At 40.5% G+C, this 24,555-nt stretch carries 19 protein-coding genes, 7 tRNA genes, 1 pseudogene and 1 riboswitch; all 27 genes and pseudogenes read left to right on the forward strand.

Annotated elements, in window-relative coordinates:
* Position 1 precedes the first annotated feature (1 nt).
* The 27 genes and pseudogenes from OXT66_RS03405 (at position 2) to rpoC (ending at position 24,544) form a co-directional block, all read left to right on the forward strand.
* Complete coding sequence (locus OXT66_RS03405; protein WP_268595719.1) at positions 2-928, forward strand: RluA family pseudouridine synthase; 927 nt, start codon at positions 2-4, stop codon at positions 926-928.
* Between the two features lie 51 nt (positions 929-979).
* Positions 980-1,705 (forward strand): DUF1003 domain-containing protein, encoded by a 726-nt coding sequence (locus OXT66_RS03410; RefSeq protein WP_268595721.1) that lies wholly within the window; start codon positions 980-982, stop codon positions 1,703-1,705.
* 80 nt (positions 1,706-1,785) lie between these two features.
* Positions 1,786-2,376 carry a GNAT family N-acetyltransferase gene (locus OXT66_RS03415; RefSeq protein ID WP_268595722.1) on the forward strand — a complete coding sequence of 197 codons (591 nt, stop codon included), beginning with the start codon at positions 1,786-1,788 and terminating at the stop codon, positions 2,374-2,376.
* Positions 2,377-2,433: 57 nt separating this feature from the next.
* Positions 2,434-2,562: a hypothetical protein gene (locus tag OXT66_RS03420; protein WP_268595723.1), complete on the forward strand. Its 129-nt coding sequence runs from the start codon at positions 2,434-2,436 to the stop codon at positions 2,560-2,562.
* The gene (locus OXT66_RS03425) at positions 2,552-2,959 is read left to right on the forward strand and encodes a hypothetical protein (RefSeq protein ID WP_268595725.1); all 408 of its coding nucleotides are present in this window, start codon (positions 2,552-2,554) and stop codon (positions 2,957-2,959) included. Before OXT66_RS03420 ends, OXT66_RS03425 begins: the two co-directional genes overlap by 11 nt.
* A gap of 62 nt (positions 2,960-3,021) precedes the next feature.
* Positions 3,022-3,246 (forward strand): MerR family transcriptional regulator, encoded by a 225-nt coding sequence (locus OXT66_RS03430; protein WP_268595727.1) that lies wholly within the window; start codon positions 3,022-3,024, stop codon positions 3,244-3,246.
* Positions 3,247-3,625: 379 nt separating this feature from the next.
* Positions 3,626-4,540 (forward strand): cation diffusion facilitator family transporter, encoded by a 915-nt coding sequence (locus OXT66_RS03435; RefSeq protein WP_268595728.1) that lies wholly within the window; start codon positions 3,626-3,628, stop codon positions 4,538-4,540.
* 16 nt (positions 4,541-4,556) lie between these two features.
* The gene (locus OXT66_RS03440) at positions 4,557-5,204 is read left to right on the forward strand and encodes a metal-dependent transcriptional regulator (protein ID WP_268595730.1); all 648 of its coding nucleotides are present in this window, start codon (positions 4,557-4,559) and stop codon (positions 5,202-5,204) included.
* 10 nt (positions 5,205-5,214) lie between these two features.
* Complete coding sequence (locus OXT66_RS03445; protein WP_268595732.1) at positions 5,215-5,973, forward strand: threonine/serine exporter family protein; 759 nt, start codon at positions 5,215-5,217, stop codon at positions 5,971-5,973.
* Positions 5,974-5,983: 10 nt separating this feature from the next.
* Entirely contained in the window at positions 5,984-6,448 is a 465-nt protein-coding gene (locus tag OXT66_RS03450) for a threonine/serine exporter family protein (protein ID WP_268595734.1), read from the forward strand.
* A gap of 121 nt (positions 6,449-6,569) precedes the next feature.
* Entirely contained in the window at positions 6,570-7,235 is a 666-nt protein-coding gene (locus OXT66_RS03455) for a phosphatase PAP2 family protein (protein ID WP_268595735.1), read from the forward strand.
* A 41-nt stretch (positions 7,236-7,276) separates the two neighbouring features.
* Positions 7,277-7,759, forward strand: a complete 483-nt coding sequence (locus OXT66_RS03460; RefSeq protein WP_268595737.1) for a GNAT family N-acetyltransferase — start codon at positions 7,277-7,279, stop codon at positions 7,757-7,759.
* A 59-nt stretch (positions 7,760-7,818) separates the two neighbouring features.
* Positions 7,819-7,996, forward strand: a riboswitch (Lysine riboswitch).
* A gap of 95 nt (positions 7,997-8,091) precedes the next feature.
* Positions 8,092-9,576: an amino acid permease gene (locus OXT66_RS03465; protein ID WP_268595738.1), complete on the forward strand. Its 1,485-nt coding sequence runs from the start codon at positions 8,092-8,094 to the stop codon at positions 9,574-9,576.
* A 131-nt stretch (positions 9,577-9,707) separates the two neighbouring features.
* Positions 9,708-10,748, forward strand: coding sequence for a tagatose 1,6-diphosphate aldolase (locus OXT66_RS03470; RefSeq protein WP_268595740.1), 1,041 nt, complete (start codon positions 9,708-9,710; stop codon positions 10,746-10,748).
* Positions 10,749-10,834: 86 nt separating this feature from the next.
* A complete protein-coding gene (locus OXT66_RS03475; protein ID WP_268595742.1) occupies positions 10,835-11,473 on the forward strand; it encodes a deoxynucleoside kinase in 639 nt (212 codons plus the stop codon).
* 272 nt (positions 11,474-11,745) lie between these two features.
* Positions 11,746-13,032, forward strand: a complete 1,287-nt coding sequence (gene serS, locus OXT66_RS03480; RefSeq protein WP_268595744.1) for a serine--tRNA ligase — start codon at positions 11,746-11,748, stop codon at positions 13,030-13,032.
* A gap of 213 nt (positions 13,033-13,245) precedes the next feature.
* Positions 13,246-13,318, forward strand: a tRNA-Val gene (locus OXT66_RS03485).
* A gap of 3 nt (positions 13,319-13,321) precedes the next feature.
* A tRNA-Lys gene (locus tag OXT66_RS03490) sits at positions 13,322-13,394 on the forward strand.
* A gap of 18 nt (positions 13,395-13,412) precedes the next feature.
* A tRNA-Leu gene (locus OXT66_RS03495) sits at positions 13,413-13,494 on the forward strand.
* 20 nt (positions 13,495-13,514) lie between these two features.
* Positions 13,515-13,588: transfer RNA gene (locus OXT66_RS03500), tRNA-Thr, on the forward strand.
* Positions 13,589-13,591: 3 nt separating this feature from the next.
* Positions 13,592-13,663 (forward strand) — tRNA-Gly (locus tag OXT66_RS03505).
* Between the two features lie 19 nt (positions 13,664-13,682).
* A tRNA-Arg gene (locus tag OXT66_RS03510) sits at positions 13,683-13,756 on the forward strand.
* A 113-nt stretch (positions 13,757-13,869) separates the two neighbouring features.
* Positions 13,870-13,943, forward strand: a tRNA-Pro gene (locus tag OXT66_RS03515).
* A 131-nt stretch (positions 13,944-14,074) separates the two neighbouring features.
* Positions 14,075-14,539, forward strand: coding sequence for a CtsR family transcriptional regulator (locus OXT66_RS03520; protein ID WP_268595746.1), 465 nt, complete (start codon positions 14,075-14,077; stop codon positions 14,537-14,539).
* 16 nt (positions 14,540-14,555) lie between these two features.
* Entirely contained in the window at positions 14,556-17,030 is a 2,475-nt protein-coding gene (locus OXT66_RS03525; protein ID WP_268595748.1) for an ATP-dependent Clp protease ATP-binding subunit, read from the forward strand.
* Between the two features lie 239 nt (positions 17,031-17,269).
* A pseudogene (locus OXT66_RS03530) lies at positions 17,270-20,798 on the forward strand (DNA-directed RNA polymerase subunit beta); the annotation flags it as partial.
* 95 nt (positions 20,799-20,893) lie between these two features.
* Positions 20,894-24,544 carry a DNA-directed RNA polymerase subunit beta' gene (gene rpoC / locus OXT66_RS03535; RefSeq protein ID WP_268595753.1) on the forward strand — a complete coding sequence of 1,217 codons (3,651 nt, stop codon included), beginning with the start codon at positions 20,894-20,896 and terminating at the stop codon, positions 24,542-24,544.
* Positions 24,545-24,555 lie beyond the last annotated feature (11 nt).

Below are 24,555 nucleotides of genomic sequence, written 5' to 3' on the forward strand. Positions count from 1 at the left end.
CGTGAAATTTACTTGGCTCAATACCACTAGTGAACCAATCAGTACCAAACGGTTTTTAAACCAGCAAGGAATTAGTCACCGTATGTATTCGGAGCTAAAGGAACTGCCTGGAGCGATTCTAGTTGATGGAAAGCAGCAGGCAGAAGTACCAATTAATGCCGAGGTTCAAGTTAACTTCCCAGATGAAATAAGTGATCCGCGGGTGATGATCGACACAGAACCAATTCAGGTAGTCTTTGAAGATGATAACTGGTTAGTAGTAAATAAGACCGCTGGGATTTCTTCTGTGCCAGGACCTAGTGATCGCCAAACTACGTTAGTCAATAAAATTAAAGGACATTGGCAGCAAGCAGACAGTCCGAATTTGGTTCCCCATATTATTACCAGGTTAGACCGAGATACTAGTGGAGCAGTATTAGTGGCCCATAATCGGCTAGCAAATAGTTTGGCAAATCAGCTGCAGGAAAATCATGAGATTCAAAAACAGTATTTGGCGGTAGTGAGTGGCACTGGATTAGCTGAACACGATCTGATCGATTTACCATTGGCTAAAAATCCAATGGGCTACGATCAATTAGTAACACCCACTGGCAAAAAAGCACTTACTGAATATTGGAAATTAACCGAAGTTGATGGGAATACCATTCTTAAAATTCAGTTGCATACTGGCCGAACTCATCAAATTAGAGCACATTTTAGGCATTTGGGCCATCCGTTGGTTGGCGACGAATTGTATCGAGGGCCATTAAATCAAGGACTAACTAGACAAGCTTTACACGCAGCTACTTTACAATTTATTGATCCTTTTACTGATCAAACTCAACGATTGGTGGCCAGTTTACCGACTGATTTAACTAATTACTTTGAACGTAATCAATTGTCAGTTGCTGATTTGCTAACTCGGTTTACCGACTCGCAGAAAGGTTGAATTTCTTCTATAATTACATAGTAGAAATAAACTGGCTGAAGGAGAAGAAAAATGAGCGAAATGCAAACTTGTTTAGTGGATCAACGACAATATTTAATTGCTGATGGGGTCATATTGTCACAATTGGATGCCACTACTAAAAATTTAATTAAAGCTGACTATCCCAGTGCTAAAGCAACGGATTTTATTTGTAATCATCACTTGTTAAAATATCAACTGTTGCGAGTAGATGGGCTAATTAATGCTGATTTAAAGCAAACTCAAAAGATCAACAAGCGGCTCACTAAGGCTTTGGAAAGTGATGATTACGATATTATTGACGTTAATGAAAGCTTGAAACAAAGTCTAACTTTTGGCCAAAAGGTATCGGATGCAGTGGCTCATTTTGGTGGTAGTTGGGGTTTTATTGGTATCTTTGTTTTTGTCTTAATCGCGTGGATGTTAGTTAATGGGCTGGGACTATTTGGGGTTAACTTTGATAAGTTTCCGTTTATATTATTGAACTTAGTTTTAAGCTGTGTGGCGGCCGTTCAAGCACCAATTATTATGATGAGTCAAAATCGGGCGGCTGATCGAGATCGCATGGATTCCGAAAACGATTACCATGTGAACTTAAAGTCCGAACATGAATTGCGAATTTTACATGCTAAGCTGGATCATTTGACACAACATCAAATTCCTCATTCTCTAGAAATTCAAAAAATTCAAATTGAAATTCTTAGCCAAATTAGAACGGAATTAGATGATTTACGAGAAGATACAACTAAAAAGAACTAGCTTTTGACAAATTGCGTAAATAGAAGTAATATGTAAAAATAATTTTAATAACACTGTTTTTAATTACTAGGAGGATTTTTTTGATAACGATTAGAGATGCACAATCAGACGACGCCGGCCAGATAGCCCCGTTAATTGATATTATTTTTGACGAAATGCAGTTAGAAGAACTTGAAGACGTTCCCGAACCTGGTTTAGCCAAGGTCATCACGAAGGCTTACCAAACAGATACCTATTTGTTTGATAAAGCATCTACCGTGGTGGCCGAGGCCGATGGCCAAGTTGTTGGGGTAATGTTTGGTTATCCCAGCGAAAATGAACGAACAATTAATCAAGTTCTTTATAATTTGTCGAAGCAAAGTGCAGATTTTAAAACACCATTTGTAGCTGATTCAGAAACTAACAGTGATGAATGGTATTTGGATTCAATTGCTGTTCGACCAGACTATCAAGGTTGTGGAGTGGGGAGCCGGCTGTTAAAGGCAGTCCCTAACGTGGCATTGAACGACGGGAAGGACACGGTTGGATTAAACGTCGATTTTGAAAATCCAAACGCAAAAAAACTATATGAACGAAATGGCTTTGAAACCGTGGGGACGCAAATGATTGGTGATCACCTTTACTATCATATGCAAAAAGCCGCCACAGTTTCAGAACCAGTTTATGCTTAATTTAAATGGTCGCCTTTGGGTGACCATTTTTGATATTTAATATAAGGGTGAGTCTTAATGAAGAAAAATACGGCAGCAATGGTGATTACCTGTACAGCATTAGGAGTTAATGCAGTGATTTCAACGGTGGCACTATCCTTGTTAACTAATCATAAAGAAATGGAAGTAAAACGTAATGGAAGATAATATTCAATTAGGCAATCCAGTATTTGATAATATGATGTTTGTTTTAGCTAACCCGGTAACTGAGGCCAACCATAAAGATTATAAGTATGGTAATGAAGAATTGGTCCAAATTGCTAGTGATGTTTGGGCAATGCCAGCTTATATGAAGCAAGATGATGATTTTAGCTTATTCTTTATTATTACTACAATTGAAGATGGAACTACCGTGCTGGTTTTTGCTACGGGAGAACAAGATGGCGAAAAAGGGACTGATTTTTCGCTAAGCGTACCAATGACTACCGGTGCTGGACTTAACTTGTTGCAGGCTCACGATGAAAAACAAGCTCAATCATTATTGCACTTTATTAACCAAATTTCTAAGGCCGCAGAAGGCGATTGGCGGATGGTCGAAGAATAAGCTTGTTCTTTTAGTTCTAGGGTTGTAGAATACGATTAAAATCTTTTTTCGAGGTAACGGTTATGAAGTGGACATTAGAGGAATTTGCAACCAAATGTAATGTTTCAACTGTAGAAATTGAAAAGTACGTTGCAGCCGGTTTATTACCCATCAACGGTACTTCAGGCGCTGACATGTCATTTGATGATTCCGATAATTACTGGATGGGAGTTATTCAGTGCTTTGTAGGCAATGGGACTTCGGTGGCTGAATTAAAACAACTAATTGGGCACTGTAAGCTAGGTTAATCATATTAATTGTCGAATTTTGGTGAACGTGCTATTCTAACAATGAGAATCGGTTCACTCATCGGTCTTTTGATTAATTGGATGTCGTTTTGTCAATGTCTGTTTTAACGAACGTATGTAAGTTGGTGCAGCAATAGCACTTTGAGAATCCAGTCTTAGGCTGGGTCAGTCTCCGAGTATATTAAGCGAAGTGAGTTTAATTAAACCTTAGCTGATGGTGGACCGATTCGTAATAACGGTACGGAGTAATCCGTACCGTTTTTTTGTACCTTAAAAAAATGTTTGGCAACGTAAAAAATCAGCGGTAATTAGTTACCAGCTATGGAAAAACTAAACATTCCGTGCGATAATGACAACTGAATAGATTGGAGGGGTTGAGATGACAAAGCACCAGCATTCAGATTCCGATATGAGTGGTCGCCGCTTCTTTTGGGTTACCATCTTAAACGTGGTGATCACCATTGCCGAATTTGTTGGCGGAGCTATTTCCGGTAGTTTGTCTTTAGTTTCTGATGCCTTCCATAATTTGGGTGATTCACTTTCGATTGTAGTTAGTTATTTTGCTCATTTATTAAGTAAAAAGCCCCAAACAGAAACTAATACATACGGCTATCGGCGAGCTCAAATTATTACGGCATTGTTAAACGCATTAGCCTTAATCTTGGTTTGTGTCGTTTTAGTAATTGAGGCGGTTCGTAGAATTTCACATCCGGAGCCTATCAACGGTACACTGATGCTAACAGTAGCGGTGATTGGCTTGGCCGCTAACGTAATTTCGGCAATATTGTTAAATGCAGGCTCCAAAAATAACCTCAACATGCGAGCTACTTATTTACACATAATGAGCGATGCGTTGTCCTCGGTTGCCATTATTGTTGGGGGAGTCTTGATTCAATTATTTAACTGGACCTGGGTTGATCCGGCAGTTACGATTGCGGTGGCAATTTATATTATGTATGAGTCGGCCCCTATTATTAAGGAAACTATTAAAATCTTAATGGAAGGGGCCCCCGCTAATTTAGATTTTGAAGCAGTTAAATCAGATTTGCTGGCCTTGCATGATGTAAAAGGGGTTCATCATTTGCATGCTTGGTTAATAGATGAAAATAATATTATCGTTTCGGTTCACGTTAACCTTAACGATATGCCTATCAGTCAAGCAGAAATTATTTACGACCAAATTACCAATGTTTTAAAAACGCAGTACGGAGTTTGTCACGTTACAATCCAGGCTGAAGCTAGTCGGGGAGTCAATCAGGATATAATATATGATCAGGGAAAAGATATACCATAAACAGGAGATTAACTAAATGACACCAATGAAAGAGGATTACCTCAAAATCATTTTTGAATTAGGGGGAGCTACCAAGATGGTTAGCAATAAGCAAATTGCGATTAGTCTTAATGTAGCTGCTGGTTCGGTAACCGAAATGGTGAATAAAATGCTGGCCGATAACTTTGTTACCCACAAACCCTATTCGGGAGTCAAACTCACTGAAAAAGGAATTGACTATGCGGAAGAATTGGTTCGTAAGCACCGGTTATGGGAGGTATTCTTAAATCGGGAATTAAAGTTTGACTTGCCGGATGTGGATGTGGAAGCCGAAAAGTTAGAACACGTTACCAGTGATAAAATGATTGACCACCTAGATAATTATTTGGGCAATCCGACAACTTGCCCGCATGGGGGAGTAATTCCTAGTAAGGATGGTCTTTACACCGAAGACACTCATTTGGTCTTAAATGATGCTGAAGTAGGCCACGAATACACAATTGCACGCTTTATTGATAATTATGACTTTCTAACGTACTTAAGTGAGATTCATTTACACTTAAACGATAAAATTTTGGTATTAGATCACGACTCTTTTGAAGGAGCTGTGGAAATTAAACGCTTAAGTGACGGGGCAGTGGTTACCATCGGCTATAAAGCTTCTCACTACATTTTTGTAAAATAGGTGAATGCAAATGAAAACTGAAGATGAGCGTTATTATCAAATGGTGATCAATACCTGTTTATTGGCTGGTAAGATTATGATTGAGAGTGGTTCTGATATGCAACGGGTAAATGATATTATTTACCGAATTGCTCAAAACGCCGGATTAAGAAACGTTAATGCCTACATAACTGTGACTGCAATTGTTATGTCCGCCAACCCGGATATTGCTGGGCAGGTTATCGATATTAAGAAACGCAGCTTTAATTTAACGAAAATTGCTAAGGTTAACGAATTATCTCGGCAATTTGCTAGTGGTCAGATTACCATCCCTACTTTTTTTGAGGAATTAAAAATCATTGAAGTGCAAAATGACTTTTTCCCCCTCTGGCTTCAAATCGTTGGCGCAATTTTGGTTAGTGGCCCGTTAGTAGTGGTGTTTCGAAATAACTGGGTTGATTTTCTACCATCTTGTCTAGTTGCGGCATTGGCGTGGATCTTATTTTACTTCTTGAACCGGTACGTTAATATTCGTTTTTTGAGCGAGTTTGCGGCGGCGTTCATGATTGCGGGCTTGGCTGCTTTGACGGTCAATATCGGTTGGGGCCATAATATGGATGACATTATTATTGGTAGCTTAATGCCCTTAGTACCCGGAATTCCATTAACTAATGCGGTAAGGGATTTACTGGCCGGTAACTTGGTTAGTGGCCCAGCTCGGGGGATTGAAGCGCTGATTAGTGCTAGTGCGTTGGGATTTGGTGTGGCTGTTGGCCTGCACTTTTTCTAGGAGGTAACTGATGGCTTTTTTAATTCTTAAAATTGGATGTGTTTACCTTGCAGGTCTGGGGTTTGGACTAATTGTGAACTTACCATACCGGGCCCTTAATTTGGCTGGTATTAGTGGTGTGGTAGGTTGGGGCAGTTACTATTTAGTCGACGCTTTGCCTAACACTGGCATTGGGATCGCTAATTTTAGTGGGGCCATGGCGTTAGGGGTATTTGCTATGATAGTCGCACGAATTATGCGAATGCCTAGTATTTTGTTTGATGTTCCGGGATTAGTGCCGCTAGTCCCTGGTGGTCAAGCTTATGAGTTAATTAAAAATTTTGCTACGGGTCACTATAATGAAGCCGTTAACTATGCTACTCAGGTTATTTGGATTGCTGGTTCTATTGCATTGGGCTTCATTGCGGCGGAAACTATTTTGCGCATTATTCATCAAGTGGGTACATATCGAGTGGCATTTCGTAAAAAAATGTGATTGAAATTCTATTTAACAATAGATTTTCAACAAATGCTTAAGGTTAACCACCAGGTCGGATTTTATTAATATGATTATGGTATACTCTAAATGATTTTGAAGGGAGAGGTTTGAATTAACTATGATGATTGATCGCGACGGCAACCGGACTGCTAAATTGATAGTTAGTTTTGTGTTTGCTATTATATTAACTGCCCTAGTTAAGGCCAACTTTGGTTACTTAACATTCTTGGATTCAGTAGGGATTACTGGAATTCAAAAATCTCCCAGTCCATTTTGGGAACATTTTTACGGTGGGATCACCTTTTTGTTTAGTCCATCGTTAGATATTTTCTGGATGTTAGTGATTGCCTTTTTCTTATGGGGTTTTCACTATCGAATTCCGGCACTGTGGGGGTTGGCTACTTTAGCCGGAGCTGACATTGTTGGCTTTTTGGTAAAAAACATTGTGCAGCGGCCACGTCCCGAACTACATTTAGCGGCGGATGATGGTTACAGTTATCCAAGTGGTCATACGTTGGGAGCCTTTATCGTTCTAGCGGTGTTATGGATCGTGGTAGTACCTTTGATCCAAAAAAGGGCTACTAGGGTGGTTGTTAAAATCTTAATAGTGGTAGTAATGTTTTTACTTATGGTGTCACGGGTATATCTAAACGCTCATTATCCTACTGATACAATCGGCGCAGTGGTGATTGGTTATACTTGGCTGTTACTAGCTGAAAACTTATATCCAATAGTAGCTCCTAAGATTGCAAATTGGCCACTACTAAACAAGTCGAAATATTAAGCTGGGGATGGGTAACCATCCTTTTTTATTTGGAGGAAATTATGAAAGCAATCACGGTACGGCCCTTAACTCAACAAGATCAAACTGATTATTTTCAGATTGTCAAAGAACCAGCGGTCCAAGCAGGAATTAAATTAGGCACGGTAGAAACTGAAAAACAAGCTGGTCAAATTCTCAAACAACAGTTGGAATTTGAAACGGTATTTGGAGTGGTAGTTGCCAATAAGGTGGTTGGAGTGATTAACTGGGCTCCGATGGTAGGAAAACAAGGTCAGCCAGATGAGTCCAATTTATTAATTTCATATTTCTTACATCCGGATTATTGGAATCAAGGAATTATGACTACCGCTTTGAAGCAAATATTAGCCGGTCCGCTGAAGAACAAAACGATTTGGGCTGAAACTTTACCAGATAATCAGGCGTCTCAACGACTTTTAATCGGGCTTAACTTTCAATTAGTGGATGAATATACGGAACCGTTCGCTGAAACTAAGGTTAATATGTATAAACTGGTCAATTTCTGAGTTCTTTGCTTGTGTTATTGGAAAAGGAACGTTATAATATTGACAAACATTTAAATGAAATTCGATGTAGAGGCGCAAATACTATTAGTAACTAACTGGAGCTGGAAAAGCAGTATCGAAGGTTAGCGAAAGGGGTGTTTGCCGAAATCACTTTTTGCTTTTCAAATTAGTGGTTGGGTCTTGGCTGAACAAGTCAAGGACTGTCGTAGTTCATAACTACGGAGTGCTATCTGAGATATGAAGAAACTTTTAAGGTCTCTTTCCATATTCTTGGAGAGGGATCTTTTTTCTTTGCAGATTAGATACTTCCGATTTTAGGAGGTTATTGAGTAATGGATGAAGAGACAAGAAATGTTGAGCAACAAGGAACAGAGGTTAAGCGAGGCCTGAAAACTCGTCATGTTTCTATGATTGCCTTAGGTGGTTGTATTGGGACGGGGTTGTTTGTCGCTAGTGGTTCAGCAATTAGTGAGGCAGGTCCTGGAGGAGCGTTAGTAGCCTATGGCCTAATGGGCATCATGGTGTACTTCTTGATGACTAGTTTGGGTGAAATGGCTACTAACATGCCAATTTCTGGTTCGTTTGCTGCTTATGCAGGTAAGTATGTCGATCCTGCCCTGGGATTTGCTATGGGTTGGAATTATTGGTTTAACTGGGCTATTACCGTTCCGGTCGATATTAGCACGGTGGCGTTAGTTATGAAATTCTGGTTACCAAATACGCCGTCTTGGATTTGGAGTACGATAGCATTAGTACTCATCGTGTTAATTAATGCGATGTCGGTTTCTACTTTTGGGGAAGCTGAATTCTGGATGTCTGCTATTAAGGTGGTCACCGTTATTATTTTCCTAGCTGTTGGAGTGTTAACCATTTTCGGAATTATGGGTGGTCACTTTGTAGGGATGAGAAACTTTACGTACCAAAAAGCACCATTTGTGGGTGGCATTCCTGCCATCATTAGTGTTTTCGTAGTAGCCGGGTTCTCATTTCAAGGGACTGAATTAGTTGGGATTACTGCTGGTGAGTCCGAAGATCCAGAAAAGAGTGTTCCTCAAGCTATTAAGGATGTTTTTTGGAGAATTGTTCTTTTTTACATTTTTGCTATTTTTGTAATTGCTGCTTTAATTCCTTATACTAGTCATTCACTACTAGGTTCTAGCGCCACAGACGTTGCGATTAGTCCCTTTACGTTGGTATTTCAACGGGCTGGCTTAGCTGCAGCAGCTAGTGTGATGAACGCTGTTATTTTAACTGCCGTAATTTCTTCCGCTAACTCAGGGATGTACGCTTCAACCCGGATGCTTTACTCAATGGCTAATGGTGGTTTTGCACCTAAGTCCTTAAGCAAGACCGGTAAAAACGGTATTCCTTACCGGGCGTTAATCGTTACGACGTTGGTAGCCTCGATAACCTTTATTTCTAGTATTGCAGGTCCACATATTTACATGTGGTTAGTGGCCGCATCTGGTTTGACTGGCTTTATCGCTTGGTTTGGGATTGCTGTTTCTCATTTCCGGTTCCGACGAGCATTTATCAAGCAGGGGCATTCACTTAGTGAATTGAAGTATCATGCTAAGTGGTTCCCATTTGGTCCAGTTCTTTGTTTGATTCTATGTATTTTGGTAATTGTTGGTCAAGATCCTAGTGCTTTTGCCCACTTTGATTGGCAACAAATTTTGGTTACCTACATGAGTGTACCGCTGGTAATTATTTTGTATCTAGGCTATAAGATTCGTCACCATACTAAGATTATTCCATTAGATGAAGTGGACGTGTCTCCTACTAGAACTGAAGGAAAATTAACCGAAGATAAGTAATTTTTTTGAAATTGGTCTATCCCATATGGATGGACTTTTTTTATTACAAAAGGCTAAATGGTTGGAATTGTGAACGCTTTTTTGCTACAATAACATCAATTGGTATAAATACAAATTAAGGAGCAAAGTTTATGACAAAAGTAATGACGAAGCAAAAGCTCAACCGGATGCAAAAGTTAACTAACGAAGATGGGATCATTGACGCCTTAGCGTTAGATCAACGAGGCTCCTTAGTTAAAATGATGAAACAGGCTGCTGCAGATAATGGCAAACCATTTTCTATGAAGATGGTTTATGATTTTAAGAAGCTGGTATCTCAAGTTCTAAGCCCCATTAGTTCAGCCATTTTGTTAGATGCTCAAATGGGATTTGAAGGTATCGAAGCAAAAGATCCGGCTACTGGGTTGATTATGTCTTATGAACAAACCGGTTACGATGTGGACACCCCCGGTCGCTTGCCTAAATTAATTCAAGATCAATCGGCTCAGATCATGGTAGAAGAGGGAGCAGACGCACTGAAGGTCTTGCTATACTTAAACACTAACGATTCTGATGAAATCAATCGGACTAAGCAAGCCTTTGCTCAACGTTATGGTACTGAAGCACTAGCAGTAGACGTACCAACTTTCTTCGAAGTGGTTACTTATGATGATCGTTACGCTAGTGATTCTCTTGAATTTGCTAAAGAAAAACCCAAAATGGTAATTGATGCCATGAAGGAATTCACTCAAGATAAGTACCACATCGATGTTTTAAAAATGGAGGTGCCATTTAATCCTAAGTTCGTTAAGGAATGGAATGATGGTGGCGAATATGCATACACTGAAGAAGAAGTAAAAGGCTACTTGCGAGAACTTAGTGCAGCTGCTACCCGACCATTTATTTTCTTAAGTGCCGGAGTACCTACACCGGTCTTTCAACGGGAACTTAAGTTAGCTGGCAGTGTTGGCACTAGATTCTCTGGTGTTTTAAGTGGTCGAGCAACTTGGCGTGACGGAATTAACGTTTATGCTAAAGACGGCGAAGCGGGCTTAGTTGAGTGGCTAGAACATAAGGGAACTCAAAACGTAATGGATCTCAAAGAAATTTTATCCGCTAACGCTACTCCTTGGTATGATATGTACGGTGGCAAGGATGAAATCGAAATCATTGATCGCCCAGACGTTAAATAATTCTGTCCAGATATTGCGATGGAGTCTAGAAACTAGTACAATATGTTGTGTTGCTCAAGATATATGACACAAAGGAGAATGCTGAAATGCTTGTACTTGCCGGAACAATTGGCGCTGGAAAAACGTCTTTAACTCACATGCTTTCTGATCACCTACAGACCCCTGCTTACTACGAATCTGTGGATGATAATCAAATTTTGCCTTTATTTTATAAGGATCCTAAAAAGTATGCTTTTTTACTTCAAATCGATTTCTTAAATCGAAGAATGGATGATATTAAGCATGCCTGGAACAATTCAGAAAGTGTGTTAGATCGTTCAATTTTTGAAGACTCATTACTCTTTCATTTAAACGCTGATTTGGGGCGAGCTACTGAAACTGAGGTTCAAATTTACGATTCACTACTCAAGAATATGATGCAAGAACTACCAGATACTCCGAATACTAAAAATCCGGATCTGTTAATTCACATCAATATCTCCTTTGAAACGATGTTAAACCGAATCCAAAAACGCGGTCGGTCTTACGAACAAATTGAAAACGATCCGGGTTTATTTGAATATTATAAAGATTTGAATAGACGCTATGAAGACTGGTACCAAAGTTACGACAAGTCTGCCAAAATGCAAATTGATGGCGACAAGTATGACTTTGTAGAAAACGAAGCCGATCGTAATCAAGTGCTACAAATGATCGACGATCAAATTGTTAAACTGGGTATTTAAGGGCTTGCTAAGTACCTTGAATTTAGGTTATAATCGAGGAAATTAAACGTTTGTACCTATTAAGTAGATTTCAGAGAGGCAATGGTTGGTGAGAATTGCTATCGAAAATTCCAGTACATCAAACGGGCAGGTAATGCTGCACGGCTAATGACCGTTATCATTTGAGGGCTTGGCGTATGCTGAGAACTTGGGTGGTACCGCGAAAAAGGATCCTTCGTCCCAACGACGAGGGTCCTTTTTTGTATACCGTTAATTATTTAGGAGGAAAGTATATGTTAGATATGAAATTAATTCGGCAACAACCAGATTTTGTTAAAGAAAAATTGGCTACTCGAGGTGTTTCTGCAGAAGCCATTGATGAATTATTAGCACTAGATCAAAAACGACGAGAATTGATTGTAGCTTCAGAAACTTTGAAGGCTAAACGTAATGAAGTGTCTGATCAAATTTCTACTTTAAAGCGCAACAAAGAAGATGCTACAGAAGCTATCACTGCGATGCGAGAAGTAGGGGCTGAAATTAAAGATTTAGATGCTCAACTAGTCGAAATTGATGAACAAGAACAAAGCAAGGCCGCTCATCTACCAAACATACCTGCTGAGGGCGTGCCAGTTAGTTTAACTGAAGAGGGTTCAGTGGAAATTAAAAAAGTGGGCGAAATTAAACCACTTGGCTTCACTCCTAAGCCACACTATGAAATTGGTGAAGATCTAGGTATTTTAGATTTTGAACGAGCTGCTAAAGTTTCTGGCAGTCGCTTTGTATACTACGTGGGTGCTGGTGCTCAACTAGAACGAGCTGTTTACAATTTCTTCTTAGATGAAAATTCTAAAGCAGGCTACACTGAAATGATCACTCCATACATGGTCAATGCTGAATCAATGTACGGAACTGGCCAATTCCCTAAGTTCTTAGAAAGTAAAGCTGGATATGAAATTGCGGATACCGATAACATGACTATGATCCCAACGGCAGAAGTACCTTTGGTTAACTATTACCGTGATGAAGTAATTCCAGAAGAAAAATTACCAATTTCAGTAACTGCTTTGTCACCAGCTTTCCGTTCGGAAGCAGGTAGTGCCGGTAAGGATACTCGGGGATTAATCCGGTTACATCAATTCAATAAAGTCGAAATGGTTAAATTTACCAAGCCAGATGAATCTTGGGATGCCTTGCAACAACTTACTGACCATGCAGGAGAATTACTAGAAAAGCTTGGCTTAGCCTACCACGTGATTACTTTGACCACTAGTGATATGAGTTTCACTGCGGCTATGACTCACGATCTTGAAGTTTGGTTCCCAGCTCAAGAGCGTTATCGAGAAATTTCAAGTTGTTCTAATACTACTGACTTCCAAGCTCGTCGGGCTCATATTCAATATCGGGATGAAAATGGTAAGCTTCAATTCATTCATACATTGAATGGTTCTGGATTAGCAGTGGGACGGGCAGTGGCTGCTATTTTGGAAAACTATCAAAACGAAGATGGAACCGTTACAATTCCAGAAGTCTTGCGGCCTTACATGCACGGAATGACTAAAATTGAAAAGCAAGCTTAATCACTTAAAAGCAAAATCGAAATTCGATTTTGCTTTTTTGTAAAAAAAGACTAGTCAAATGCTTGAAGATACGATATAATATTTTTTGTTGAAAAAGTTCAAATAACTTGCTTATAAGTTTTTTATAAAAAGTGTTTGACTTTTAAAACTGGTGATGTTATTATTTAATAGTTGTCTTATGGATGTCTCTACCATTTAGTTATGATCGTAAATGGAGGATTAGCTCAGCTGGGAGAGCACCTGCCTTACAAGCAGGGGGTCACAGGTTCGAACCCTGTATCCTCCATATGAGCCGTTAGCTCAGTTGGTAGAGCATCTGACTTTTAATCAGAGGGTCGACAGTTCGAGCCTGTCACGGCTCATTTCCAGTTTTAACTTTTGCGGGCGTGGCGGAACTGGCAGACGCGCTAGATTTAGGTTCTAGTGTCTTATGACGTGGGGGTTCGAATCCCTTCGCCCGCATTGGTTCATTTATATATTTTGCCGACTTAGCTCAGTTGGTCAGAGCACCTCACTAGTAATGAGGGGGTCGGGCGTTCGAATCGTCTAGTCGGCATATGCGGAAATAGCTCAGTGGTAGAGCACCACCTTGCCATGGTGGGGGTCGCGGGTTCGAATCCCGTTTTCCGCTTTTTCTTTTTAATAACCTTGCACCCATAGCGCAACTGGATAGAGTGTCTGACTACGAATCAGAAGGTTGTAGGTTCGACTCCTACTGGGTGCATTTTTTTGTGTCATTTTTCGGGAAGTAGCTCAGCTTGGTAGAGCACCTGGTTTGGGACCAGGGGGNTTTTTTTCGAGAAATATCAATTTTATGCTATATTAGATATTGTACTTCGGGAAGTAGCTCAGCTTGGTAGAGCACTACGTTCGGGGCGTAGGGGTCGCAAGTTCAAATCTTGTTTTCCCGATTTTGATATTAATATATTGGTTAAGCAGACTTTAGGTCTGCTTTTTTCGTCGTTATGATATAAATCATTGCTTTTTTGTCCCAGTTTCGTATAATAATAGTCAATATTAGTCAAAGATTGGTGATGATGAGATGGCGGGGAAAAATATTTCCGACCTGATTGAGCGTTACTTAAAGGAAATTTTGGCCGAAAACGATCAAATTGAGATCCGTAGATCAGAGATTGCTGGATTGTTCGACGTGGTGCCATCCCAAATTAATTATGTAATTAATACTCGTTTTACCATTCAAAATGGATACATTGTTGAAAGTAAACGAGGCGGTGGTGGCTATATTCGAATTGAAAAGGCTAACCTGTTAGATGACGGGGAAGTTTTGGATGCTCTGATTAGTGGAATTGGCAATCGATTGTCACAACGTGATGGTCAAACGATTGTTAAAACCCTATACGAAAATGGATTGATTGATCGACGAGAAGCCAACATTATTCTGGCGGTAGTTGATAAAAACGCGTATGATGTCGACAATGATTTAACGGAAGTAATGCGAGCCAATGTATTAGTATCGATATTGAACCATTTACGGTACGAAAAGTAGAAAGCGAGGCTATCAATTGAATAATCTTACTCCAAGCGCCAAAAACGTTTTGAATTTTGCCCAAGATGAAGCTAAGTACTACAAGCACCAAGCTATTGGTACTGAACATCTCTTATTAGGGTTATTAATGGAACAAAATGGAATTGCCTACAAGGCTTTAGACCAGTTTGCCATTAGTGCTACTGACGTGCGCGAAGAAATTGAACGTTTCGCCGGTTATGGTGATTTGACGGGCCTTAACCGAGATGACTATTTACCTTATTCTCCTAAAGCCAAAAATATTTTAGATTTAGCTAGTGATTTTGCTCAACGCAATGGGGTTCCTAAACTAGGAACGGAACATATTTTATTAGCTTTATTAACTGATGAGACTATCCTGTCCTCTCGGATTCTAATTAACCTAGGTGTTAACATTACTGATTTACGAAAAGTAACGCTTAGAAAAATGGGTGTGAGCGGCAAGGCATTTGCTACTAGAAATAATCAACGACAACAGCAAGCTGATGAAGGTACTCCTACCTTGGATTCGTTAGCTCGTGATTTAACTGAATTAGCTCGGCAAGATAGATTAGATCCTACTATCGGCAGAGATAAAGAAGTTAAACGAGTAATTCAAATTTTAGCTAGAAGAACCAAAAATAATCCGGTGCTAATTGGTGAACCCGGAGTGGGTAAAACCGCGATTGCAGAAGGTTTAGCTCAACTCATCGTTGCAGGTGAGGTCCCTGAAGACATGACTAACAAACGATTAATGATGTTAGATATGGGTTCCTTAGTGGCCGGCACAAAATACCGAGGCGAATTTGAAGATCGACTAAAGAAAGTAATTGAAGAAATTTATAATGATGGAAACGTAATTCTATTTATTGATGAATTGCATACTTTGATCGGGGCTGGTGGTGCTGAAGGAGCAATTGATGCTTCTAATATTTTGAAACCAGCACTAGCGCGTGGTGAACTTCAAATGATTGGGGCCACTACGTTAGATGAATATCAAAAATATATTGAAGCTGACGCTGCCTTGGAACGACGTTTTGCTAAAGTAATGGTGGCAGAACCATCAGTTGAAGACACCAAAGCTATCTTGACAGGGTTAAGACCTAAATATGAAAAGCATCATAAAGTGCAAATTACTGATGATGCAATTGAGGCGGCCGTTAACCTATCTAACCGTTACATCAGTGATCGATTCTTGCCAGATAAGGCTATTGATTTGATGGACGAAGCAGCGGCTAAGGTTCGAATTGATAAAATGGGTAACCAGCAGGCCACTACCGAAAAACCAAAATTGACCGAATTGATGGATGCTTTGAGTCAGGCCCTAATTGATCAAGATTATGAATTAGCCACTCAAATTAGAAAACAGGCTGATCAACTTCAAAAGAAGGCTGAGAGACAAGCTGTACAAACTGATAACAGTCAGGTTAAATTTGTGGCGAAAGAAACTGCAAAAGATGTTGCTGAAGTAGTTGCTGAGTGGACTGGAATTCCGGTTACTCAATTGACTGCTACACAGGCTCAACGCTTAGTTAACTTAGAAAAAGTACTGCACAAACGGGTAATTGGTCAGGATGAGGCTGTTTCTGCAGTGTCTAGAGCTATTAGACGTGCTCGTAGCGGCTTGAAAGATCCGAACCGACCAATTGGTTCATTTATGTTCTTAGGACCTACCGGAGTAGGGAAGACTGAATTGGCTAAAGCGGTGGCTGAAGCGGTCTTTGGTTCTGAAGACGACATGATTCGGGTTGATATGAGTGAATTTATGGAAAAATACTCTACTAGTCGTTTAATTGGTTCTGCGCCCGGCTACGTAGGTTACGATGAAGGTGGTCAGTTAACCGAAAAAGTTCGACAAAAACCATATTCAGTTGTGTTATTAGATGAAGTTGAAAAGGCTCATCCAGATGTCTTTAATTTGTTATTACAGGTATTAGATGATGGATTCTTAACTGATTCTAAAGGCCGGCGAGTTGATTTTCGTAATACGATCATTATCATGACCTCTAACTTAGGAGCCACTACGTTGCGGGATAAGAAGACGGTTGGTTTTGGTAACGAAACCGCTAAAGCAGACTATGATGCGATGAAGTCAACTATTTTAGCTACTTTAAAGCAAAGCTTCCGGCCAGAATTCTTAAACCGGATTGACGAAACAGTAATTTTCCATTCCTTAACCGAAACCGAAATTCATGAAATTGTTCGTTTGATGCTTAAACCACTTAAAAACCGGGTGGAAGCTCAAGGGGTTACGGTTCGGATAACCAAAACAGCTGTGGATGTGATTGCTAAAGAAGGTTACGATCCTGAATTTGGTGCCCGACCTATTAGACGAGCAATTCAGTCTCAAGTGGAAGATCAATTGAGTGAACAATTGTTAACTAATGATATTCAACCTGGTGATGTGATTACAATTGGTGGTCGAAATGGTAAAGTGACGATTGCCATCAAGCATAATAATAAAGCTGCTGAAACCACCAAAACTACTTCTTAAGTGAAGTAGTAAAGTCTTGACGTTAGTTGTTTAAAATGATATATTATATTCTGTATTTATTGTGAATCGAAATGGTCAACGCGATCTATTGTCCGGGCTGACCTGTATAAAAAACCAAAAGCAAGTTGAGCTTGTTTTTGGATTTTTTTTGCCATTAAACCGGTAAAACAGGCCTAAAAGACAAATTGTAATCAAATTGTAACATTTCGAGCTGACAAGAATTTGGAGAGGTGAAAAATTTGGCAGGACACTTAGTTAAATATGGTAAACACCGTACCCGACGAAGTTATGCACGAATTAAAGAAGTCCTTGATCTACCTAATTTGATCGAGATTCAATCTGATTCCTATAATTGGTTTTTAGATGAAGGCTTAAAAGAAACGTTTGAAGGTATTATGCCAATTGATGATTTCCAAGGAAAACTTTCCTTAGAATTCGTTGGTTACCAATTGCTTGAACCTAAATATACAGTAGAAGAAGCTCGTGAACACGAAGCTAACTATTCTGCTCCATTACACATTACGTTGAAGCTTACTAACCATGAAACTGGTGAAATTAAGACTCAAGACGTCTTCTTTGGTGATTTCCCATTGATGACTGAACAAGGAACTTTCATTATTAACGGTGCCGAACGGGTTATCGTTTCTCAATTAGTTCGTTCACCAGGGGTTTACTACCATGAAGATACCGACAAAAATGGTCGGGTATCTTATGGTACTACCATCATTCCTAACCGGGGTGCTTGGTTAGAATTTGAAACTGATGCTAAAAATATTTCTTACGTTCGAATTGATCGAACTCGTAAAATTCCATTGACTGAATTAGTTCGGGCATTAGGTTTTGGTAGTGATCAAGAAATTATCGATATCTTGGGCACTAACGACAGCTTGGAATTAACTTTAGACAAGGACGTTCATAAAGACACTGATGACTCTCGAGTTGAAGAATCCTTGAAGGACATCTACGAACGTTTGCGGCCAGGTGAACCTAAGACTGCCGATTCATCTCGGAGTCTATTGACTGCTCGGTTCTTTGATCCTAAGCGTTACGACATGGCTCCAGTTGGTCGTTACAAGACTAACAAGAAGTTAAGCCTAAAGACTCGTTTGCTTGGTTTGACTCTTGCAGAAACTCTTGCTGACCCAGAAACTGGGGAAGTTATTTTACAAAAGGGGACTGTAATTGATAAGGATGCAATGAAGGTATTGGCTCCATTCTTGGACAACAAAGACTTCAAAGCATACACATTCAACCCTTCTGAAGAAGCAGTTGTTACTGAACCAATGACTGTCCAAATTATTAAAGTTCAATCTGAAAATGATCCTGAACGGGTAGTGCCAGTTATCGGTAACGATAATATCGACATCGATTACAAGCACATTACTCCTGCTGATATTATCGCTTCTATGAATTACTTCTTTAACTTACAAGAAGGCATTGGTAGTGTTGATGATATCGATCACTTGGGTAACCGTCGAATTCGTTCTGTTGGTGAATTATTGCAAAACCAATTCCGAATTGGTCTTTCAAGAATGGAACGGGTAGTTAGAGAACGGATGTCAATTCAAGACACCGCTACTGTAACTCCACAACAATTGATTAACATTCGACCAGTTGTTGCTTCTGTAAAAGAATTCTTTGGTTCATCACAATTGTCTCAATTCATGGACCAAACTAACCCATTGGGCGAATTAACTCACAAACGTCGTTTATCTGCCTTAGGACCTGGTGGTTTGACTCGTGACCGGGCCGGATATGAAGTCCGAGACGTTCACTATACCCACTATGGCCGGATGTGTCCTATCGAAACTCCTGAAGGACCTAACATCGGTTTGATTAACAGTCTTTCCAGTTATGCTCGGGTTAACCGTTATGGTTTCATTGAAACTCCATACCGGCGTGTTGATTGGACTACTCATAAAGTTACTGACCGAATCGACTACTTAACTGCCGACGAAGAAGATAACTTTGTTATTGCCCAGGCCAACTCTCCATTAAACGATGATGGTTCATTCGTTAATGACGTAGTTATGGCCCGTGCTCAATCTAATAACATTGAAACTAGCATTGATAACGTTGACTACATGGACGTTTCTCCTAAGCAAGTAGTTGCCGTTGCCACTGCATGTATTCCTTTCTTGGAAAACGATGACTCTAACCGGGCTTTGATGGGGGCTAACATGCAACGTCAGGCTGTTCCATTGCTTGATCCTCATGCTCCATTAATTGGTACTGGTATTGAATATAAAGCTGCGCACGATTCCGGGGTTGCTTTGATTTGTCGTCATGATGGTACCGTTGAATACGTTGATGCTCGTGAAGTTCGAGTTCGTCGTGATGATGGTGCGTTAGACACTTACAAACTAATGAAATTCCGTCGTTCAAACGGTGGTAAAAACTACAACCAACGTCCAATCGTTAAGGTTGGCGATCGAGTTGAAAATGACGAAATTTTAGCCGATGGTCCATCAATGGAAGGCGGAGAATTAGCCTTGGGTCAAAACCCAGTGGTTGCCTTCATGACTTGGCAAGGTTATAACTTCGAAGATGCCATTGGTATTAACGAACGTTTGGTTAGAGACGATGTCTACACTTCTATTCATATTGAAGAATATGAATCAGAAACTCGGGACACCAAATTAGGACCTGAAGAAATGACTCGCGAAATTCCTAACGTTGGTGAAGAAGCCCTTAAGAACTTGGACGAAACCGGAACTATCCGAGTAGGTGCTGAAGTTCATGATGGTGACATCCTAGTAGGTAAGGTAACACCAAAAGGGGTTACTGAATTATCTGCAGAAGAACGTCTTCTTCACGCTATCTTTGGTGAAAAATCTCGTGAAGTTCGGGATACTTCCCTTAAGGTTCCTCATGGAGGCGGCGGGATTGTTCAAGACGTTAAGGTCTTTACCCGTGAAAATGGTGATGAACTTTCTCCAGGGGTTAACAAGATGGTTCGAGTTTACATCGCTCAAAAGCGTAAGCTACAAGTTGGTGATAAGATGGCCGGTCGTCATGGTAACAAAGGGACCGTTTCCGTTGTTATCCCTCAAGAAGACATGCCATACTTGCCAGATGGAACTCCAATCGACATTATGTTGAGTCCCATGGGTGTGCCTTCTCGTATGAATATCGGACAAGTTTTGGAAATTCATTTGGGAATGGCTGCTCGTAAATTGGGAATTCACATTGCTACTCCAGTTTTCGATGGGGCTCAAGATGAAGATATCTGGGCTGCAGTTAAAGAAGCCGGAATGGCTGACGATGGTAAGACCGTTCTTTATGATGGTCGAACTGGTGAACCATTTGATAAGCGAATTGCCGTTGGGGTTATGCACTACATGAAGTTGGCCCACATGGTTGACGATAAGATCCATGCTCGTTCAATTGGACCATACTCATTAGTTACTCAACAACCACTTGGTGGTAAAGCTCAATTTGGTGGCCAGCGTTTTGGTGAAATGGAAGTTTGGGCCCTTGAAGCTTATGGGGCTGCCTACACCTTGCAAGAAATCTTGACTTACAAGTCAGATGATGTGGTAGGTCGGGTTAAGACTTACGAAGCCATCGTTAAGGGCGAACCAATTCCAAAGCCTGGTGTGCCTGAATCATTCCGAGTTTTAGTTAAGGAATTACAAGCCCTAGGATTGGATATGAAGGTTCTAGATAACGGTAATAACGAAATTGAATTACGTGATCTTGATGAAGATGATGATGACGTAATTAACGTTAACGCTATTAGCGAAGCTGCTGAAAAGAAAGCAGAAGCTGATCAACCGGTACAAACACCAGCTGATAATAGTGTAAATGAGACGGAATCAACCAATACTAGCAATAACGATTAACCAAGGGAGGTTGAATTAGTGGTCGATGTTAATAAATTTGAGAGCATGCAAATTGGTCTTGCATCTCCCGATAAAATTCGTAGTTGGTCATACGGTGAAGTTAAAAAACCAGAAACTATCAACTACCGAACATTAAAACCAGAAAAAGATGGCCTCTTTGATGAGCGGATCTTTGGTCCTACAAAGGATTGGGAATGTGCCTGTGGTAAGTACAAACGAATTCGATACAAAGGAATCGTTTGTGACCGTTGTGGGGTTGAAGTTACTCGTTCTAAAGTTCGTCGTGAACGAATGGGTCATATTGAATTAGCTGCTCCAGTAACTCACATCTGGTACTTCAAAGGAATCCCAAGTCGAATGGGCTTGGTTCTTGACATGAGCCCTCGGGCCCTTGAAGAAATTATTTACTTTGCTTCCTACGTTGTTACTGATTCCGGTAATACACCAATGGAAAACAAGCAATTACTTTCTGAACGTGAATACCGTGATAAGAAACAAGAATATGGTAGCCGATTTGAAGCTCAAATCGGGGCAGAAGCCATTAAGACGTTGTTAGACAACGTGGATTCAGAAAAAGAAGTCGTTGAATTAAAAGAAGAACTTAAAAATGCTACTGGTCAAAAACGGACTCGTGCCGTTCGTCGTCTGGACATTTTGGAAGCCTTCGTTAACTCAGGTAACGAACTTTCTTGGATGGTAATGGATACTATTCCAGTTATTCCACCTGACTTACGACCAATGGTTCAACTTGAAGGTGGCCGTTTTGCTACTTCTGATTTGAACGATTTATATCGTCGAGTTATTAACCGTAACAATCGTTTGAAGAGATTATTGGACTTAAATGCTCCTGGAATTATCGTTCAAAACGAAAAACGGATGCTTCAAGAAGCCGTTGATGCCTTGATTGATAACGGTCGTCGTGGCCGTCCGGTTGCAGGTCCTGGTAACCGTCCACTTAAATCTCTTTCACACATGTTGAAGGGGAAGCAAGGTCGTTTCCGGCAAAACTTACTTGGTAAGCGGGTTGACTACTCTGGCCGTTCCGTTATCGATGTAGGACCTAACTTGAAGATGAATCAAATGGGCCTTCCTGTGCCAATGGCTATGGAACTCTTCAAACCATTCATCATGAAAGAATTGGTTGCTCGTGACTTAGCTTCTAACATTAAGAACGCTAAACGTAAGATTGAACGCCAGGATGACGATATCTTCGCTGTTTTAGAAGATGTTATCAAGGAACACCCAGTACTACTTAACCGGGCCCCTACCTTGCATAGACTTGGGATTCAAGCTTTCGAACCTGTTTTGGTTAGTGGTAAAGCTATGCGTCTTCATCCATTGGTATGTGAAGCTTACAATGCCGATTTCGATGGGGATCAAATGGCCATCCACGTTCCGCTTTCTGATGAAGCACAAGCTGAATCACGGTTGCTTATGTTAGCCGCTGGACACATTTTGGCTCCAAAAGACGGAAAACCAGTTGTGGCTCCTTCTCAAGATATGGTTATTGGTAACTACTACCTGACTATGGAAGAGGCTGGTCGTGAGGGTGAAGGTATGATCTTTAACTCACCTAAGGAAGCTGACTTGGCCTTTAGAAATGGTTTAGTTCACTGGCATTCACGTGTCGGAATTCGGACTTCTGCTTTTCCTAAGAAACCATTTACTGAAGAACAAAGCGATAAAATTATGGTAACTTCCGTTGGTAAGATTTTGTTTAACATGATCTTGCCAGAAGTTTTCCCATACTTGAATGAACCAACTAGCACTAACTTAAATGGTTATGTGCCAGATAAGTATTTCTTGGCAGCTGGTGAAAATATTCATGATCATCTTGCTAATGCTGAATTGATTTTGCCATTTAAGAAAGGTTTCTTAAGTGACATCATCGCTGAAGTTTACAAGCAATACAAAGTAACCGAAACTTCATTACTCTTGGATAGAATGAAGGATCTAGGTTACGATGATTCTACTAAGTCTGGTTTGACGGTTGGGATCGCCGATATCACTGAACTTTCTGATAAACCTGAAATCATTTCAGATGCTAGAAAGAAAGTTGATATGGTTACTAAACAATTCCGTCGTGGATTGATCACTGATCAAGAACGTTATGAACGAGTAATTGGGATCTGGAATGATGCCAAAGACGAAATTCAAGAACGATTGATGGAAAGTTTCGAACAACAAAATCCTATTTTTATGATGAGTGATTCTGGTGCTCGTGGGAACATCTCAAACTTTACTCAGCTTGCTGGTATGCGTGGTTTGATGGCTGCTCCTAACGGTGAAATTATGGAATTGCCTATCACTTCAAACTTCCGTGAAGGTCTTTCAGTGTTGGAAATGTTTATTTCTACTCATGGGGCTCGTAAAGGTATGACTGATACGGCCTTGAAGACTGCCAACTCTGGTTACTTGACTCGTCGTTTGGTTGATGTGGCTCAAGATGTTATTGTTCGTGAAAAAGACTGTGGGACCGATCGTGGATTGACTATCAGTGCAATTACTGAAGGTAACGAAATGATCGAACCATTGTATGATCGAATTGTTGGCCGTTATGCTTTGAAGACCGTCTTTGATCCTCAAACGGGTGAAGTGATTGTTGCTGCTAATACTATGATCGACGAAGACGATGCTGACAAGATTGACGCTGCTGGTGTTGAACAAGTTACTATCCGTTCTGCATTTACTTGTAACACTGTTCACGGTGTTTGTGAGAAATGTTATGGTCGTAACATGGCTACCGGTGACGAAGTTGAAGTTGGTGAAGCTGTTGGTACCGTTGCCGCTCAATCAATCGGTGAACCTGGTACTCAGTTAACCATGCGTAACTTCCATACTGGTGGGGTTGCCGGTAACGCCGATATCACCCAAGGGCTTCCCCGGGTTCAAGAAATTTTTGAAGCTAGAAACCCTAAAGGTAAAGCGGAAATCACTGAAGTTACTGGTACAGTTGAATCCATCGAAGAAAATCCAGCCGAAAGAACTAAAGAAGTTACCATCAAAGGTGAAGCTGATACTCGGACTTACACTGTTCCGATTGCTGCTCGGATGAAGGTAGCCGAAGGTGACTTTATTCACCGTGGTTCTGCGTTGAATGATGGTTCTGTTGATCCTAAGGAAATGCTTAAGGTTCGTGACGTTCTTTCTACTGAAAACTACCTATTGCATGAAGTACAAAAAGTTTACCGTATGCAAGGGGTGGAAGTTTCTGATAAGCATGTGGAAATTATGATTCGCCAAATGCTTCGGAAAGTTCGAATCATGGATTCTGGAGATACAGATGTACTTCCAGGAACCTTGATGGATATTAACGACTTTAAAGAAAGCAATGCGGATACTGTTGTTTCTGGTGGAATTCCAGCGACAGCTCGGCCAGTCTTGCTTGGTATTACTAAGGCCGCACTTGAAACTAACAGTTTCTTGTCAGCCGCTTCATTCCAGGAAACTACTCGGGTTCTTACTGATGCTGCAATTCGTGGCAAGAACGATCCGTTAGTCGGTTTGAAAGAAAATGTTATCATTGGTAAGTTGATTCCAGCCGGTACTGGTATGGGCGACTACCGTGGCATTAAGCCAGAAGAAGTTGGTGGTTCTACTACTGACGGTGTCCTTTCAATCAGTGAATTGGAAGAACGTATGAAGGCTGAAGCTCAAGAAAATAACTAGTTTTAACTAAA

It is taken from the genome of Lentilactobacillus senioris (assembly GCF_026798195.1).
GTDB lineage: Bacteria > Bacillota > Bacilli > Lactobacillales > Lactobacillaceae > Lentilactobacillus > Lentilactobacillus senioris_A.